This is a genomic window from Lactobacillus sp. UMNPBX17 (assembly GCF_002553735.1).
Lineage (GTDB): Bacteria > Bacillota > Bacilli > Lactobacillales > Lactobacillaceae > Lactobacillus > Lactobacillus gallinarum.
The window spans coordinates 1-16435 of sequence record NZ_PCYT01000009.1; the positions used below are offsets into that span (position 1 = coordinate 1).

The 16435-nt window shown below is 36.6% G+C and carries 15 protein-coding genes; 1 reads left to right on the forward strand and 14 read right to left on the reverse strand.

Annotated features, from left to right (window positions below; translation table 11 throughout):
• Nucleotides 1-168 precede the first annotated feature (168 nt).
• From CP368_RS02590 to CP368_RS02630, 9 genes are all read right to left on the reverse strand, one after another.
• Nucleotides 169-1188: an NAD(P)H-dependent glycerol-3-phosphate dehydrogenase gene (locus CP368_RS02590; RefSeq protein WP_025005155.1), complete on the reverse strand. Its 1020-nt coding sequence runs from the start codon at nucleotides 1186-1188 to the stop codon at nucleotides 169-171.
• 40 nt (nucleotides 1189-1228) lie between these two features.
• Complete coding sequence (gene lgt, locus CP368_RS02595; RefSeq protein ID WP_198995851.1) at nucleotides 1229-2068, reverse strand: prolipoprotein diacylglyceryl transferase; 840 nt, start codon at nucleotides 2066-2068, stop codon at nucleotides 1229-1231.
• Nucleotides 2061-3032, reverse strand: a complete 972-nt coding sequence (gene hprK / locus CP368_RS02600) for an HPr(Ser) kinase/phosphatase (protein ID WP_098043905.1) — start codon at nucleotides 3030-3032, stop codon at nucleotides 2061-2063. Before hprK ends, lgt begins: the two co-directional genes overlap by 8 nt.
• A gap of 17 nt (nucleotides 3033-3049) precedes the next feature.
• Nucleotides 3050-3325, reverse strand: a complete 276-nt coding sequence (locus CP368_RS02605) for a hypothetical protein (protein WP_025005157.1) — start codon at nucleotides 3323-3325, stop codon at nucleotides 3050-3052.
• A gap of 7 nt (nucleotides 3326-3332) precedes the next feature.
• Nucleotides 3333-4449 (reverse strand): peptide chain release factor 2 gene (gene prfB, locus CP368_RS02610; RefSeq protein ID WP_164477382.1). Its coding sequence is split into 2 segments (ribosomal slippage): nucleotides 3333-4376 and nucleotides 4378-4449, totalling 1116 coding nucleotides; the frame shifts between segments, so codons are not numbered across the junction.
• 66 nt (nucleotides 4450-4515) lie between these two features.
• The gene (gene secA / locus CP368_RS02615; RefSeq protein ID WP_087235407.1) at nucleotides 4516-6915 is read right to left on the reverse strand and encodes a preprotein translocase subunit SecA; all 2400 of its coding nucleotides are present in this window, start codon (nucleotides 6913-6915) and stop codon (nucleotides 4516-4518) included.
• 139 nt (nucleotides 6916-7054) lie between these two features.
• A complete protein-coding gene (gene hpf / locus CP368_RS02620) occupies nucleotides 7055-7597 on the reverse strand; it encodes a ribosome hibernation-promoting factor, HPF/YfiA family (RefSeq protein WP_087175641.1) in 543 nt (180 codons plus the stop codon).
• Between the two features lie 80 nt (nucleotides 7598-7677).
• Complete coding sequence (locus CP368_RS02625; protein WP_025005161.1) at nucleotides 7678-8373, reverse strand: ComF family protein; 696 nt, start codon at nucleotides 8371-8373, stop codon at nucleotides 7678-7680.
• Nucleotides 8370-9656: a DEAD/DEAH box helicase gene (locus tag CP368_RS02630; RefSeq protein ID WP_098045734.1), complete on the reverse strand. Its 1287-nt coding sequence runs from the start codon at nucleotides 9654-9656 to the stop codon at nucleotides 8370-8372. Before CP368_RS02630 ends, CP368_RS02625 begins: the two co-directional genes overlap by 4 nt.
• Before the next feature lie 44 nt (nucleotides 9657-9700).
• Between CP368_RS02630 and CP368_RS02635 the strand changes: the two genes are divergently transcribed.
• The gene (locus CP368_RS02635; protein ID WP_056945512.1) at nucleotides 9701-10363 is read left to right on the forward strand and encodes a YigZ family protein; all 663 of its coding nucleotides are present in this window, start codon (nucleotides 9701-9703) and stop codon (nucleotides 10361-10363) included.
• Between the two features lie 25 nt (nucleotides 10364-10388).
• Here the strand turns inward: CP368_RS02635 and CP368_RS02640 are convergent, their stop codons facing one another.
• The 5 genes from CP368_RS02640 to CP368_RS02660 all read right to left on the reverse strand — a co-directional run bounded on the left by CP368_RS02640 (nucleotide 10389) and on the right by CP368_RS02660 (nucleotide 16380).
• Nucleotides 10389-11546 (reverse strand): glycosyltransferase family 4 protein, encoded by a 1158-nt coding sequence (locus CP368_RS02640; protein ID WP_056945578.1) that lies wholly within the window; start codon nucleotides 11544-11546, stop codon nucleotides 10389-10391.
• A gap of 105 nt (nucleotides 11547-11651) precedes the next feature.
• Nucleotides 11652-13283, reverse strand: a complete 1632-nt coding sequence (rny, locus tag CP368_RS02645; RefSeq protein WP_098045735.1) for a ribonuclease Y — start codon at nucleotides 13281-13283, stop codon at nucleotides 11652-11654.
• Between the two features lie 117 nt (nucleotides 13284-13400).
• Nucleotides 13401-14498 (reverse strand): recombinase RecA, encoded by a 1098-nt coding sequence (gene recA, locus CP368_RS02650; protein WP_025005499.1) that lies wholly within the window; start codon nucleotides 14496-14498, stop codon nucleotides 13401-13403.
• Between the two features lie 183 nt (nucleotides 14499-14681).
• Complete coding sequence (pgsA, locus tag CP368_RS02655; RefSeq protein ID WP_025005498.1) at nucleotides 14682-15242, reverse strand: CDP-diacylglycerol--glycerol-3-phosphate 3-phosphatidyltransferase; 561 nt, start codon at nucleotides 15240-15242, stop codon at nucleotides 14682-14684.
• Nucleotides 15243-15264: 22 nt separating this feature from the next.
• On the reverse strand, nucleotides 15265-16380 hold the full coding sequence (locus CP368_RS02660; RefSeq protein WP_098045736.1) for a RodZ family helix-turn-helix domain-containing protein: 1116 nt from the start codon (nucleotides 16378-16380) through the stop codon (nucleotides 15265-15267).
• Between the last annotated feature and the right edge of the window lie 55 nt (nucleotides 16381-16435).

A 16435-nucleotide genomic window follows, 5' to 3' on the forward strand; every position in this document is an offset into this window, starting at 1 on the left:
TCTTCATGGCCTTTTTGTTTAACACTTAGTGTTGCACTTCAATTTTAAATCCGGGCATTTTTTTATTCCATTTTTAGCTGGAATGACTCTGTCTTTTCTGATCTATATTATTAACAATAAAAGACATGCTCATCTGAACATGTCTTTTTATCCTTATTTTATTAAAAATTAAAGGCGAATTTCTGGCTTAGGATCTCTGCCCATCATTTGCTTAATTTCTTCAGCTACATCAGTGTTTTCGTAAAGAACACGGTAAATAGCTTCACAAATTGGCATATCGATGTTCTTTTCTTCGCTAAGTTCATGAACGGCTTTAACAGTAGTTGCACCTTCTACAACTTGACCCATGTTTTCAAGAACGTAATCTAAGCTCTTGCCTTCACCGATTTGTTTACCGGCACGCCAGTTACGTGAGTTAACTGAAGTACAAGTTACGATCAAGTCACCAATACCTGATAAACCACTAAAAGTCATTGGCTTAGCACCAAAGTAGTTAACACCTAAACGAGTAATTTCAGCTAAACCTCTAGTCATAAGTGCTGCCTTAGCATCATCGCCGTAGCCTTGTCCTACTAAAATACCAGCTGCAATGGCGATAACGTTCTTAACGGCACCACCAACTTCTACACCAACTAAATCATCATTTGTGTAGAAACGAACATAATCATTTGAGAAAATCTTTTGAACTTTCTTAGCATTTTCTTCATCAGTTGAAGCACATGCAATAGCAGTTAAATCTTTTTGAGCTACATTTTCAGCATGACTTGGACCTGAAATAGCTACGATCTTATCTTCATCATTTGGATAAACTTCTTCAGTCAAGATTTCTGAAATAAGCTTCTTAGTACCTGGTTCAATACCTTTAGTTGCAGTAACTAAAAGTGGCTTAGCACCTGTCTTGTCCAATACCTTACGTACATTCTTAGCAACAATTCTTACTGCCTTAGTTGGTAAAACAAATAAAACTAATTCTGCACCATCAAGTGCTTCTTCAAGGTCTCCAGTAGCCTTAGTAGTTTCATTTAATTTCCAATCTTTCATGTAGTGACTATTGGTATGAGTTTTATTAATTTCTTCGTTAACACTATCAATGTTACCGTAAAGAGTCACATCGTTTCCGTTATCGGCTAACATTGAACCTAAAACTGAACCCCATGAACCATTACCTAAAACTGAAATCTTTGTCATTTTTTCTCTCAAACTTTCTATATTGAAATTTTTATCTAAACTAATCTCTTGTATATGGATATTTTAACCCACTGCCTTGCAAATACCACTTTGGTTTAACTACTTTACGACGATAAATCCATAAAATAATTGTTGCAATAAATAAAACCAAGCTCAGTGCCTGCGATACACGAATCATTCCAAAAGCATACAAACTATCCGTTCTCAGACCCTCGACAAAGAATCTTACTACACTATACCAAAGAAGATAAGTCATGAAAACTTCTCCTTGTTTAAAGACATGTTTTCGATGACGCAGAGCCAGAATTAAAATTAATCCTATCAAGTTAAAAAAAGACTCATAAAGAAAAGTAGGTTGATAATATGTCCCACCTATTTTCATCTGCTGAATAATAAACTCAGGCAAATGAAGACTTTGTAAAAAATGAAGGGTAGTTGGACCACCATGAGCCTCTTGATTTACAAAATTACCCCACCGACCTAAAATTTGAGCGGCCATTACACCAGGTGTAATAATATCTAGCATCAAAAAAGGTGGCAACATTCTTTTGTAACAAAAAATCAAGAGTACTATTAATCCTGCAATTAATCCGCCATAGATGGCAATTCCACCATGCCAAATAGCAATAATTTGATCTGGATGTTGAGAATAATAACCCCATTCAAAAATTACGTAATATATTCTAGCACCTACATAGCCTAATGGCACGGCCCATAAGAGTAAATCAATAAAATCATCACTGATTATTTGTCTCTTCTTTCCTTCCTCAATGGACATCCACGCAGCAAGTACGATTGCTACGGCCATAATAATACCGTACCATTTTACGCTTAAATTTCCTAATTGAAATGCAACTGGATTAATTACCATATTAATCATTATGATGTGGCTCCTTGTTCGTATCCTCTTTTGAATGTTCTGAAATTAAACTGGTCAAATTATTATCAAAAGTTTGTGCAGCATCGTAACCCATTTGCTTAGCTCTAAAGTTCATCGCAGCTACTTCAATAATACTTTCAATGTTACGTCCGACCTTAACTGGAATATTAACCTGTGGAATAGGGACGTTGCAAAGCGTACGTGCATTTTCTTCAAAGCCTAAACGATCATAGTTAGCCTTAGGATCCCAGTTAACCAAGTTAATTACCAATTGAATCTCAGTTCTGCTCTTAACAGCACCGGCACCAAATAAGTTCATTACATCAATGATCCCGATACCTCTGATTTCCATCAAATGACGCAAAATCTTCGGAGCTTCACCTACAACAGTGTTGTGATCTTTTTGGAAGGCATCTACTCGGTCATCCGCAATCAAACGGTGGCCTCTTTGAACCAAACCTAAAGCCGTTTCAGATTTACCAACACCAGAAGCGCCGGTTAGCAGGACACCCATACCTTTAATTTCAACCAAAACTCCGTGAATACTAGTTCTTTTAGCTAAACGCGCACGTAAATATTCAGTCAAAATACTTGAAATATAGGTGGTTGATTCTCCAGTCCGCAAAATTGGAATCTGAGCTTCTTCTGCGGCTTCCGCTAATTCTTTAGGCACAGGTAAAGAACGTGATATCAAAAAGCATGGTGTAGCCTTAGTAGCCATTTTATTAAATACATGCATTCTAATATCGTGGTCTAATCTAGCAGCATATGAGATTTCAGTACGACCCAATAATTGAATACGTTGTGCAGGATAAAAATCAAAGTATCCCGTTAACTCCAATCCTGGACGATAAATATCAGAAACATATATTTCATCATCTTTAATATATTCATGTCCTTGATACACCTCAAGAATACTTTTATTGTCTTCAATTAATTTGCTTAATTTTACTGCATCGGCCATAGTTTTTTACCTCCCAACTATTTATCGATATCTTTTGTAGTCACATTTTTAGCTTGTTTGCGGGGACGGGATTGTGACTGAGTGGAATTAACATTTTTAAACCAATCATAGTAATTACCACTACTTGGCATATTATTCTTATTTTTTCTTCCCGTAAACCCAATCAACCAAATAATTGCGATTGCAATTAAAGCGACTGGCAACAATAGAATAAATGCTTTAAAAAAGACAAATAATAAACTTAATATGATTAACGCTATTAAAACTAACGTTACAATGCCTAAAAAACTCATCTTTCATTTACTCCGGATTTTCTTGACTAAGAAGCCATTGCAAATATGAATAAATAAATGGCTGCAGTTTTCCATCCATTACGCCATTAACATCTGCAGTTTCATATCCTGTGCGTAAATCTTTAACCAAGTTATATGGATGGAAAACGTAAGATCTAATTTGAGATCCCCAACCGATTTCTTTTTGATCACCTTTTAAAGCCTGCTTTTGCTTCCGCTTCTTCTCCTCTTCTAAGTGAAAAAGCTTTGCTCTCAATTCATTCATTGCAGTTTCACGGTTTTGAAGCTGCGAACGCTGAGCCTGAGAAGTAGTCACAATGCCTGTAGGCAAGTGAGTAATTCTTACCGCACTAGAAGTTTTGTTAATGTGCTGTCCACCAGCACCACTAGAACGATAAACATCAACTCGTAAATCTTTAGGATCAATATCAATTTGAATACTGTCATCTATTTCAGGAATCACTTCTACTGAAGCAAAAGAAGTGTGCCGTCTTTTGGCCGCATCAAAAGGTGATATTCTAACCAATCGGTGAACTCCATTTTCTGATTTGAGCATCCCATAAGCATTTTTGCCGCTTATTCTAACGCTTACGCTCTTAAGTCCAGCTTCTTCACCAGGTTCATAATCATTAATCTCAAACTTAAAACCTGCTGCATCACAATATCTTTGATACATCCGGAAAAGCATTTGACCCCAATCCATCGCTTCAGTACCACCGGCACCTGGGTGGATTTCAAGGAGTGCATTATGACTATCGTATTTACCTGATAACAATAAGTCTAATTCATAATTATGAAACGCTTCTTGCAGATTTTTTAAATCAGTTTCTACTTCTTGATGCAAATCTGGATCTGGTTCTTCACGTAAAAGTTCAAGCGCAGTGGTTTCATCTTCATAGCCCTGTTGCAATTTCAAAAACGAATCACGTTTTTCTTTTAACAGATTATTGTCACTAATTAATTTTTGCGCTTTCTCTTGATCATTCCAAAAATCCGGTTCAGCCATCTTTGCTTCATTTATTTCGATGCTTTCATCAATTGCATCTAAGTCAAAGAGACCCCCTAAAGTGATCTAGGCGTTTCTTTAATTCGTCTAGCACACTTTGAATTTCACTAATTTCCATTTAAACTCAATTCCCTTTACTAATAATTGCAAAAAAAGGGAAGCTGTTAACTCCCCTCTTTCTTTATTAACGACTAAGATTTTGTCTAATTTCAGCCTTCATGAACAAACGAGTTACATCAAATTCAATATTTGAAATCATTTCTTCAAACATTCTGTAACCAGAATCTTGATATTCAACAAGTGGATTAAGTTGTCCATAACCACGAAGTCCAATTGATTGACGCAATTGATCCATTGCATCAATGTGATCAGTCCAGCGATCATCAACAACACGTAAGATAACAACTTTTTCGAATTCAAGCATTTGACTAGGATCGCCTAATGCCTTTTCCTTATCTTCAAAGTTCTTTTCCACAATGTCGTATAACTTCTTCTTTAAGTCCTCGACACTAATAGTCTTAAAGTCAATTGAATCTGTAACTTGTTCAGAAGTTAAACTTGAAGAAATAAAGTCGCGCAATGAATCAAGACGCCATTCGCTTCTATCGCCTTGAGTAAACATATCAACTTGACTATCAATTGTACGGTGAATCATCGGAACTAAAACATTCTTTAATGATTTATCAGCATTAATTACTTGCATTCTTTCACCGTAAATAATTTCACGCTGAATACGCATAACATCATCGTATTGCAAAGTTTGCTTACGAGTATCGTAGTTGTTACCTTCAACACGCTTTTGAGCTGATTCAACTTGGCGAGTGATTAAACGACTTTCAATTACCTTATCATCATCATTGTCTGATAAACGATCCAAGAAGTCTTTAACACGGTCTCCACCGAAACGCTTCATCAAGTCATCTTCAAGTGATAAGTAGAAACGAGTGTAACCTGGGTCACCCTGACGACCAGAACGACCACGAAGCTGGTTATCAATACGACGTGATTCGTGACGTTCAGTACCAATTACGGCTAAACCGCCAAGTTCCTTAACACCAGGCCCAAGCTTAATATCAGTACCACGACCAGCCATGTTAGTAGCGATAGTAACAGCTCCACGTTGACCGGCATTCATAATAATTTGAGCTTCTTTTGCGTGATTCTTAGCGTTTAAAACAGCATGTGGAATACCTGCTTCATCAAGCAAATTACTCAATCTTTCTGAACTCTCGATGGCTACAGTACCAACTAGCACAGGTTGACCTTTAGCATGGCGCTTCTTAATTTCTTCAACTACAGCATGGAATTTTGAATCCAAAGTTGGATACAAAATATCAGGCATATCTTTTCTAGCAATTGGACGGTTAGTTGGAATTGTGATTACCTGCATATTGTAGATTTCACGAAATTCTTCTTCTTCAGTCTTAGCAGTACCAGTCATACCAGATAACTTCTTGTACATTCTGAAGAAATTCTGGTAAGTAATTGTAGCTTGCGTCTTTGATTCTTCTTGAATCTTAACGCCTTCCTTAGCTTCAATTGCTTGGTGTAAACCGTCTGAGTAACGACGTCCTTCCATTACACGACCAGTGAATGAGTCAACGATTAAAACTTCGCCGTCTTGAACAACGTAATCGATATCCTTAAGCATGATGTAGTTAGCACGAAGAGCTTGATCGATGTGGTGAACCAACTTTTGGTTTTCAACATCATATAAGTTTCTTAAACCAAAGTGCTTACATGCCTTTTCAATCCCAGTTCTAGTAAGAGAAATGGTCTTGGTTGGCCAATCGATCTTATAATCGCCATGATCTTCGTCATCATCTGCATCGTCATCGCTCTTATCTTCAGATAAAGTCTTAACAAAGCGATCTGCACGAATATAGTCACTATTTGCTTGTTCAGCTTCACCAGAAATAATCAAAGGTGTTCTAGCTTCATCAATCAAAATTGAGTCAACTTCGTCGATGATGGCGTAATTAAGTGGACGTTGTACCATTTGCTCTTTATAAACAACCATGTTGTCACGCAAATAGTCAAAGCCTAATTCTGAATTAGTTGAATAAGTAACATCACAATTATAAGCTTCACGCTTTTCATCTGGAGACATTGAATTTAAGTTCAAGCCCACAGTTAAACCAAGCCACTTATAAAGTTGACCCATTTCCTCTTCGTCACGACTTGAAAGGTATTCGTTAACAGTAACAACGTGTACACCCTTGCCTTCAAGCGCATTTAAGTATACAGGCATGGTTGCTGTCAAAGTCTTACCTTCACCAGTCATCATTTCGGCAATGTTACCATAGTGAAGTGCAATACCACCTAAAATCTGAACGTGGAAAGGATAAAGACCAAGCACACGCTTGGCACCTTCACGAGCAACAGCAAATGCTTCTGGCAAAAGATCATCTAAGCTTTCACCCTTCTTGAGTCGTTCACGGAACTCAGGAGTTTTAGCTTGTAATTGCTCATCAGTAAGCTTGCTCATTTCATCGGCATAGCCTTCTACCTTGTTGGCATATTTTTCGAATTTCTTAAGTTCTCTTTTATCGTCGTTATATAATTTCTTTAAAATATTTACCATTAAATCGGTCCTTATATATCGTAAAGTCTAAAAATACAGATTAATTTTAACATGATTATTTACAAATTTAAAATATTCCAAATAAAAACCTCGCGTTTATCTCACGCGAGGTTTGACACTAGTAATTATTTTACCTTAATTATTCGTTAGTTTCAATTAAACCATAACGACCATCGTTTCTGCGGTAAACAACACTAGTACCATTGGTTTCAGCATCTTCAAATACAAAGAAATCATGTTCCAACATGTCCATTTGTAAAATTGCTTCTTCTGGATCCATTGGCTTTAAGCTTACACGCTTGTTACGAACGATATCAAATTCGCTAGGCTTCTTTTCTTCTTGAGGTTGTTCCACAAAGAAATCTTGTAAACCTTTTTCACGACTCTTTCTGTTTACACGAGTCTTGTACTTTCTAATTTGACGTTCAAGTTTCTCCGAAACGAAGTCAATGCTACGATACATATCGTCCGTGGTTTCTTCTGCTCTCAAAACTAAGTATGGTAAAGGAATAGTAACTTCGACCTTAGCAGAGCGGTCACGGTAAACTCTTAAGTTTACGTGTGCGATCACGTCTTGACTTAATTCAAAATATTTTTCTAATTTATTTAACCGTTTTTCAACATAACTTCTTAAAGCGTCAGTTACTTCAATATTTTCTCCACGAACATTGTACTTTAACATATAAGATTCTCCTTTCACCGCTATGCGGTTTTTCTTTACACTTACATTATACCAAAAAATGAAAGCGTTTCATAACAAATCTAACGACAAATTGAAAAGCTTTCAATATGCATCCCTGGAAACCTTGATTTTAAGCAATCTCGTGCATGATAAAGCGTCCGTCCAGTAGTATAAATATCATCTAATAGCAACACTTTCCCTGTCTGTATATTTTCTTTTATTTTTATAGTTTTATCAATAAAAAAGCTTTGGGGCGTTTTTAGCCGCTCCTCTTTGTTTTTCTCACCTTGAGCATGACTACCTTCTTTTTTAGCTAAAAGCGGCGTAAGGGACACAATATCTCCATAAACAGCCGAAATTGTATCGAACTGTCTCTTAACCTGGTGCCCAGGTGAGGTAGGCACAGGAATATAATAATCAAACTCCGTTTTAGATAAATAGTCCCAGCTTAATTCTTGCAATACTTCCCGTAAAACATAATCTCCTCTTCGCTTATACGCCACCATCAAATCATGAAAAGCAGAATTATACCGATATAATGCAGAATTATGCAAAACTTCACCTTGATATATCTTTTGCCACTTTTTACAATCACTACAAATAATCCCTTGCTCCATCATTTTCGAACATACTGAGCAACGATTTCCCGTCAATTTTTCAAATTGATTCAAACAATGAAAGCAAATCTTAGGCTGCCTAAAATTTTTTAATGAGAAAATTTGGGCAAATTTAATTGGAGGAATAAATTCTTGCTCACATAATAGACATTGTCTCATTTATTCATCCCCTTAATTTGCTTGATACTGCTGCGAATATTTTTAGTGTAACGATGATAGCAATATAGCACTAAACCTGTTTTGTCTTCTTTCGCTCTACCCACTCGTCCCGCAATTTGCACTAAACTTGCGGCAGTATAAATAGGATCATCGGCTGCAACAATAATTACCCAAACATTTTTAAAAGTTACTCCACGTTCCAAAATCGTAGTAGTCAAAAGAATGTCATACTTTCGCTCTCTAAAAGCCGCAACTTTTTCTATTCTTTGAGAATCTTGTGCATGCACTCCAACGATTTTCACGTTATTATCTTTCAACTTCTTTTTTAAAGCTGCCAAATAGATCGGAATTTGTTCAATTCGAGGTACAAAAATTAACAAGGGATGCTCGCTTCTTACTACCTTTTTTACTTCGGCAAGCAAATTAGCGTGAATTTGTCCTTTTTTATTTAAAAACGGCTTAATAAATAATTTCTCCCTTGGTACCGGTAAAAGTCCACCATGAAATCTCCGATTGAGCTTTAAGATTTCAATTTTTCCCTGCTTAACCTCTTCTAATAAGTCTTCTGTCGGCGTGGCTGTTAAATACACGCGCACTCCATCTTTTTTTACGGCATTTTTAGCTGCAAAATGCAATTGATCATTTCCCACATAAGGAAACGAGTCTACTTCATCAATCACTAACAAATCAAAAGCTTCATAAAATTTCAATAACTGATGCGTAGTACAAATTGTCAATTGATCCAAATTTGGTTCTTGGTATTCTCGCCCGTGATATTTGCCAATCTCAATTTCCGCAAAAGCTGCTTCAAATCGTGGAAATAGTTCATTAACCACGTCGATTCTGGGTGTGGCAATACATGCACGTTTTCCATTCTTCATGCACTCCGCAATTAGCTGAAACAGCATCTCGGTCTTTCCTGCACCAGTTACCGCATGAACTAAGCTGCTTTTCTTTTGTTTAAAATTTAAAACTAAATTATCTGAAATTTTTTGTTGCAACGTAGTCAGCTGCCCATTCCAAGTCATTCCACCATTCGGTAACTTTGAAAATTGGCTCGCATTTTGACAGTGAACCAAAACATCTCCCTCATTTGCTCTTCCTAAACCAATACAAGCACGGCAGTATAATTTGCCACTTGGTAATTTACATTCGACTTTACTGCCACATCGGTTGCACAACCCATTTTCAATTACCGGAACTTTGCTACAATCTTCAAGTGTGCTAGAATCCTTTTGATTAACAATCCATTGACGACCCGATAATAGAGTTAAATCTTCCATATTTTTCACCTCTATTATCTATTACGCAAAAAGAGGCGATTTTTTTGTCAAAAGAAGAAAATTTTTTAACTATTAAAGAAAATGGCGCTGCTGAACTAGTAATCAAAAAGAGTAAATTTATTGCTAACATGGCACGAACCACTACTACAGATGAAGCAAATGAATTCATCCAGGAAATTTCAAAGAAATATCGTGACGCTACCCACAACACATTTGCCTATACTATCGGTTTAAATGATGATCAAGTAAAAGCAAGTGATAACGGTGAACCTTCAGGCACAGCTGGCATCCCCGAATTAAAAGCGCTGCAATTAATGAACTTAAAAAATATCACTGTCGTTGTAACCAGATATTTCGGTGGCATTAAGCTCGGTGCAGGTGGCTTAATTCGGGCTTATTCCAATAGCGTAACCAACGCTGTAGAAAAAATTGGCGTGGTTAAACGTGTCCTGCAACAAGAACTTATTTTCAGCGTGCCTTATAATCGGTTTGATGAAGTTGATCATTACCTTAAGACGAATAAAGTCTTCATAGCTGATACTGAATACGGTGTAGATATCAAAATTCATATTTTTTTAGATATAGATGATCAAGAACAAACAAAAAAAGATTTGACCAACCTTTTGGCTGGTCAAATCAGTTTCACTAATGGTGAAAAACGCTACAACGAACTTCCAGTTGAACAAAATAATTATCATGAACAATAAAGAGTTTGGCTAATAACCAAACTCTTTATTTTGTATTCTTTTTATTTTTTAATTGGTCAGGCTTCTCGTCGCCCAAATGCCAAACTTCAACTGTAGGATCAGTTTTGCTTTTTTGATTAATGATTTTCTGGATAACATGCATTAATGGATGATACTTTTCACCCAACAAGCCGATTGATTCCACAAAATATTCAAGTGCAACCAACAATCCCAGAATTAATAACCATGTTCCCCAAGCCGGAGAAAGCAAGAATAATAATGAGATGAAAGAAAAGACCAAAGACAATGCATAGATCGTTAAAACCGTTTGTCTATGAGTTAATCCCATTCTCATCAATTGGTGGTGCAAGTGGTGTTTATCCGCCTCTGAGATAGGTTTTTTATTTAATTTTCTCCGAATCATGGCATAAACCGTATCGGTGATTGGCACACCTAAAATTATGATCGGTACTAATAAAGAAATAAAAGTTACATTCTTTAAACCTTTCAGTGAAAGAACCGCAATCATAAATCCAATATATAATGCACCTGTATCTCCTAAAAAGATCTTAGCTGGATGGAAATTATATGGTAAAAAACCTAATAAACATGCGGCTAACATAAAACAAGCTATAGGCACATATAGCTGATGCGTGTGTAAAAAGAAATATCCTACGATTCCCATGGTCGTTAGAGAAATCATTGATACCCCATCTGCTAGCCCATCCAGTCCATCAATCAAATTGACTGCATTAGTTAAAGCTAATATCCAAAAAATGGTAATTGGAAAACTCCACCAACCAATATTAACTTCGTGCGTGACAAAAGGAATTTTTAAGACATTCATTCGAATACCTGCCAAGAAATAAATGATCAATGAGGCAATAAAAATGCCGAACATTTTTTGTCTAGGCTTTAATTCAAGAATATCATCTATCAATCCCGTCAACACAATTACACTTGAAGCTAATAAAATCGAAAAGATTTCATGGGTAGGAAATTGCTCTCGTAACAGTACAAATGCACCGATATTAAAAGTAACGAAAATTCCTAATCCCCCGATAGTAGGCATTGGCTTCTTATTAACCCTACGTGCATTAGGATTATCAACAGCTCCCAATACGAAAGCCAAACGCCGAATAAACGGCGTAATAGCCGCCGAGATAATTACCAATAAAAATAATTCAACAATGATTTTAAACATATTTGGCTACTTTCCTTATTTACTCGTTCTAATTATACAAGTAGAGTCGGTTTTGCACAAATAACAAAAAAGGTTTGAAACTTTTAATTTCAAACCTTTTTAAATTTATTTAGCGATCGCTACAACTCGTTTTTCACGGATAACAGTAATTTTAATATTACCAGGATAATCAAGTTCTTTTTCAACCTGATTACGAATATCCCGTGCCAAAATAACTGTACGATCATCTGAAATTTCATCAGGTTCTACCATCACGCGAACCTCACGTCCCGCTTGAATGGCATAAGCCTGCTTGACACCTTGATAGCTCTTAGCTATCTTTTCTAATTCGGTCAAACGCCTGATGTAATTTTCTAGACTCTCACTTCTTGCACCTGGTCGAGCTGAAGAAATCGTATCTGCTGCAACTACAAGTTCAGCAATAAACGATAACTTAGGCACATCACCATGGTGTGCAGCAATCGCGTTAACTACAACATCGGATTCATGATATTTACGGGTCAACTCTACACCAATTTCTACGTGTGAACCTTCAATATCATGATCGATGGCTTTACCAATATCGTGTAATAATCCCGCGCGAACTGCTAATTTTTCATCTAGACCTAATTCGGCAGCCATAGTACCAGCTAATTTACCAACTTCAATTGAGTGTGACAAGACATTTTGCCCATATGAAGTACGATACTTGAGTCGTCCAAGCGTCTTAACGAGTTCTGGATTCATACGGTGAATTCCAAGTTCCATTAAGGCACTTTCACCAGCTTCATAAATATCGTCATTAACTTCTTTACGAGCTTTATCAACCATTTCCTCAATTCTAGCTGGATGAATTCTCCCATCCTTAATCAAACGTTCCATTGCTCTCTTCGCAATTTCACGTCTAATTGGATCGAAGCCACTCAAAGTTACAACCTTTGGTGTATCATCAATAATTAAATCAATACCAGTTAAAGCTTCAAATGAACGAATATTGCGACCTTCACGTCCAATAATACGTCCCTTCATCTCTTCATTTGGTAGATCAACAACAGACACGGTGGTTTCTGCTACAGTATCTGCTGCACTACTCTGAATTGCATCAACTATAATTTGGTTAGCATAATGATCAGCTTTCGCTTTAACTTCTTCATTACTATTTCTAATCAATTCGGCACGTTCTTTAACAAGCTCATCAGATAATTTATTAAGCACAATCTTTTTTGCTTCTTCTTTATCCAACTTAGCTACGTCATAAAGCTTTTGCCGTCTAGCTTCAACTAATTCATCAGCTTCAGTTAATTTTGCCTTTAAGCTAGTATCTTGCTGCTTTAATTGATCTTCCTTTTGAATGAGTCCAGCTTCTCTTTCATCTAACAAAGAATTTTTGTGATCTAAAGTATCTTCACGTTGCTTTAAACGATTTTCTTGACGAGCTAAATCATCCTTTTTTAAATTTAACTTGTCTTCAGTCTTTTGCTTATAATCACGAATTTGTTCTTGAGCTTCAAGAATTTTTTCTTTCTTAGTATTTTCAGCACTTTGCTTAACAGCTTCTGCTGCTTGCTTTTGTGCATTAACCTCTGCTTCTACCGCAGCTACTTGTGCTCGAGCATCGGCTAAAATATGATCAGCATCATTTTGTGCATTCTGAGCTTTTTGTTCCCAAGAATGTTTACGAATAGCATAGCCAATCACTGTACCCACCAAAATTGAAACAATGGCAGTTGCGACGGGAATCATAATAATTGTATTCATGATTACTATCGCCTTTTTTTAGAATTATTCACACAACTTTTATGATAAAGAACCTGTTGGTCCATGTCAATCCACAAGAAAAAACCTTGGAACATAATTCCAAGGTAAAAATCATTTTTATTTATCATCAGTTGTCTTTTTAGCTTCGGCAGACTTCTCTGCTTGAGCCTCTTCACGCTTTTCCTTTATTTTTTCAGGATCTTCACGATCAGCTACTGACTTCTCATCAATACCATATGCCTGACGAACTTGTTGTTGAATATCTTGATAAATATCTGGATGATCTTCAAGATATTTCTTAGCATTTTCTCGTCCTTGGCCGATACGATCGCTCTTATATGAATACCATGATCCAGCCTTATCAATGATATCCTTGTCAGCAGCCATATCAAGTAATTCTCCACTTTGAGAAATACCTTTACCATACATGATATCTACTTCTGCTACCTTAAATGGTGGGGCAACCTTGTTCTTTACAACTTTAATCTTGACGCGGTTACCAATTACATCACCAGATTGCTTAATCTGTTCTGCTCTTCTTACTTCAAGTCGAATAGTTGAATAAAACTTAAGGGCACGACCACCAGGTGTAGTTTCAGGGTTACCAAACATAACCCCAACTTTTTCACGAATCTGATTAATGAAAATTGCAATAGTCTTAGTCTTGGAAATTGTTCCTGATAACTTACGCAAAGCTTGACTCATTAATCTAGCTTGAAGACCAACATGGGCATCCCCCATTTCGCCTTCAATTTCTGCACGTGGAACTAAAGCAGCAACAGAGTCGACAACCACAATATCAATAGCACCACTAGAAATTAAAGTATCAGCAATTTGTAGTCCTTCTTCACCAGTATTAGGTTGAGACAAAATAAGTGAATCAATGTCTACACCTAAAGCTTCAGCGTATGCTGGATCCATTGCGTTTTCAGCATCAATATATGCGGCTGTACCACCACGTTTTTGCACTTCAGCTACTGCATGAAGAGCAACAGTAGTCTTACCAGATGATTCAGGTCCATATACTTCAATAATACGTCCCCGAGGATAGCCACCAACACCAATAGCAGCATCTAAAGCAAGTGAACCTGTTGGAACTGTTGAAATTTGAGTATCGGCCTTCTCACCCATACGCATAACAGCACCTTTGCCAAAGTTCTTTTCAATTTTCTTGAGCGCTGCATCTAAAGCAGCCTTTTTTTCATCTTTGGGCATGTTTTCCTCCTAAATTTTTGTACTCAGTAATTATACTTTGATCATTATCTACTTTGCAAGCAATATACAAACTAACGTTCAAAGTATTTAGCCTACACTATTAAATACGCAAAAAAAGGTAATTTTTTTTTGAGAAAATAAAAAAAGAAGCAATTTTATGCTTCTTTTAATTTATCTTTAATTTTACATGGATCCTTTGAATACGCCCCATGATTGGTGGAAGTAGTCGTAACCTGAGTAAATAGTAAAGATCAATGCAAGGTAAAGTAAAATTGTACCGATATACCAGAAGTTACCGATCAATAAGAAGATGATTGATAACATTTGGCAAGTAGTCTTGATCTTACCAGGCATTTTAGCTGCCAAAACTTGTCCCTTGTTTTCAGCTAAAATCAAGCGCAAACCAGTAACTGCTAATTCACGACAAACGATGATTGCAACAACCCAAGCTGGAGCAAGCTTCAATTCAACTAAGAAAATAAATGCAGTCATAGTCAACATCTTGTCTGCCAAAGGATCAGCAAACTTACCAAAGTTGGTAACCATGTTGCGTGAACGAGCAATATGACCATCAAACCAGTCAGTAGCTGAAGCTACGGCAAAAACAATAGCTGCAATTACCCAGCTCCAAACAACAGTTGAACCAGCGGCTTCAGTATGAGCATCCCCACCGAAAATTATAATTAACATAAATACTGGAATCAAAAAGATTCTAAAAACAGTAAGTTTATTAGGTAAATTCATTCTTCTTATTTTCTCCTAAGCTTTAATTACCATTATTTTCATCACCGCTGCCACCATTATCATTTCCACCGGCATTGTTATTTTGCGTAGTGGTTGTTGATGATTGAGTAGCTGATGATTGTTGTGTTTGACTACTTTGTCTTGTTTGACTGCTTTGAGCAGCTGATGATTGTTGGTGACTAGTTTGAGTGTTGTGTCTAGTAGTAGAGCTGCTCTGAGTTTGATTTTGAGTAGTAGTATTACTGTTATTAGTATTATTATCGCTAGTCGTTCCATTTTGACTAGTATTGTCATCAGTATGATGAGTAGTAGTCTTCTTAGCCTTTCCAATTAACAAAGTAATTGTTCTGTAGCTATTATTAGGTACGTATGGAACCTTCTTGCCACCGATCTTAATCGAACTACCATTATCATTACCCAAGGTAATTACAACTCGTTCAGCGTTTGAAGGTAAAGTAAGGGTATGCTTTTGCTTAGCAATTAAAGTTCCTTGCCAGCTATTTGCATTGCCATTAATTTGTACTCCCGCAGAAGTATTTTGAGTTGAACCTGCCTTAACAACTAAACGACGATTCCTCTTAAGACCAAGGACACGGTATTCATTGTCATTAATCTTTTTAATCTTAACTGTATTTACAGCAACCGGCTTAGTCTTCTTAGAAGATGACGATGATGTCTTCTGTGATGATACAGTTACGCCGCTGTTATCAGTATCATGATGCTGACCACTTGATGAAATACGTGCATACAATACGTATACAACTAAGATTACGATAATTACACCTAATGCGATTGCGATTCTTGGCAAGTAATTCTTCCACAAATTCTTCTTGTTATTTGTGGTTTCACGAACCTCTTCGCTCTTATTGTCAATCGAGTTTTCTACGTATTCATCCGGCTTGGATTCAGGAATATCTTCATGATAGTCGCTAAGAAGTTCCTTACCATCTAAGCCAACAACTTGAGCATATTGTCTAATAAATGCTCTAACGTAAAAATCACCTGGAAGCTTATCAAATTCATTGTTTTCAATTGCTTCAAGATATCTGCTTTGAATCTTAGTTGCCTTTTCGATATCTTGAATTGAAAGTCCTTTAGCCTCTCTGGCGCTCTTTAATTTATCTCCGATGTCTGCCATATTAACCTCTTCAAAATTAAATTTAACAAATTGAGTATACCATAAAATTTCGTTT

Coding starts and splice junctions, on each gene's coding strand:
- CP368_RS02590 (WP_025005155.1), bottom strand. CDS start 1,188: ATGACAAAGATTTCAGTTTTAGGTAATGGTTCATGGGGTTCAGTTTTA.
- lgt (WP_198995851.1), bottom strand. CDS start 2,068: ATGATTAATATGGTAATTAATCCAGTTGCATTTCAATTAGGAAATTTA.
- hprK (WP_098043905.1), bottom strand. CDS start 3,032: ATGGCCGATGCAGTAAAATTAAGCAAATTAATTGAAGACAATAAAAGT.
- CP368_RS02605 (WP_025005157.1), bottom strand. CDS start 3,325: ATGAGTTTTTTAGGCATTGTAACGTTAGTTTTAATAGCGTTAATCATA.
- secA (WP_087235407.1), bottom strand. CDS start 6,915: ATGGTAAATATTTTAAAGAAATTATATAACGACGATAAAAGAGAACTT.
- hpf (WP_087175641.1), bottom strand. CDS start 7,597: ATGTTAAAGTACAATGTTCGTGGAGAAAATATTGAAGTAACTGACGCT.
- CP368_RS02625 (WP_025005161.1), bottom strand. CDS start 8,373: ATGAGACAATGTCTATTATGTGAGCAAGAATTTATTCCTCCAATTAAA.
- CP368_RS02630 (WP_098045734.1), bottom strand. CDS start 9,656: ATGGAAGATTTAACTCTATTATCGGGTCGTCAATGGATTGTTAATCAA.
- CP368_RS02640 (WP_056945578.1), bottom strand. CDS start 11,546: ATGTTTAAAATCATTGTTGAATTATTTTTATTGGTAATTATCTCGGCG.
- rny (WP_098045735.1), bottom strand. CDS start 13,283: ATGAATACAATTATTATGATTCCCGTCGCAACTGCCATTGTTTCAATT.
- recA (WP_025005499.1), bottom strand. CDS start 14,498: ATGCCCAAAGATGAAAAAAAGGCTGCTTTAGATGCAGCGCTCAAGAAA.
- pgsA (WP_025005498.1), bottom strand. CDS start 15,242: ATGAATTTACCTAATAAACTTACTGTTTTTAGAATCTTTTTGATTCCA.
- CP368_RS02660 (WP_098045736.1), bottom strand. CDS start 16,380: ATGGCAGACATCGGAGATAAATTAAAGAGCGCCAGAGAGGCTAAAGGA.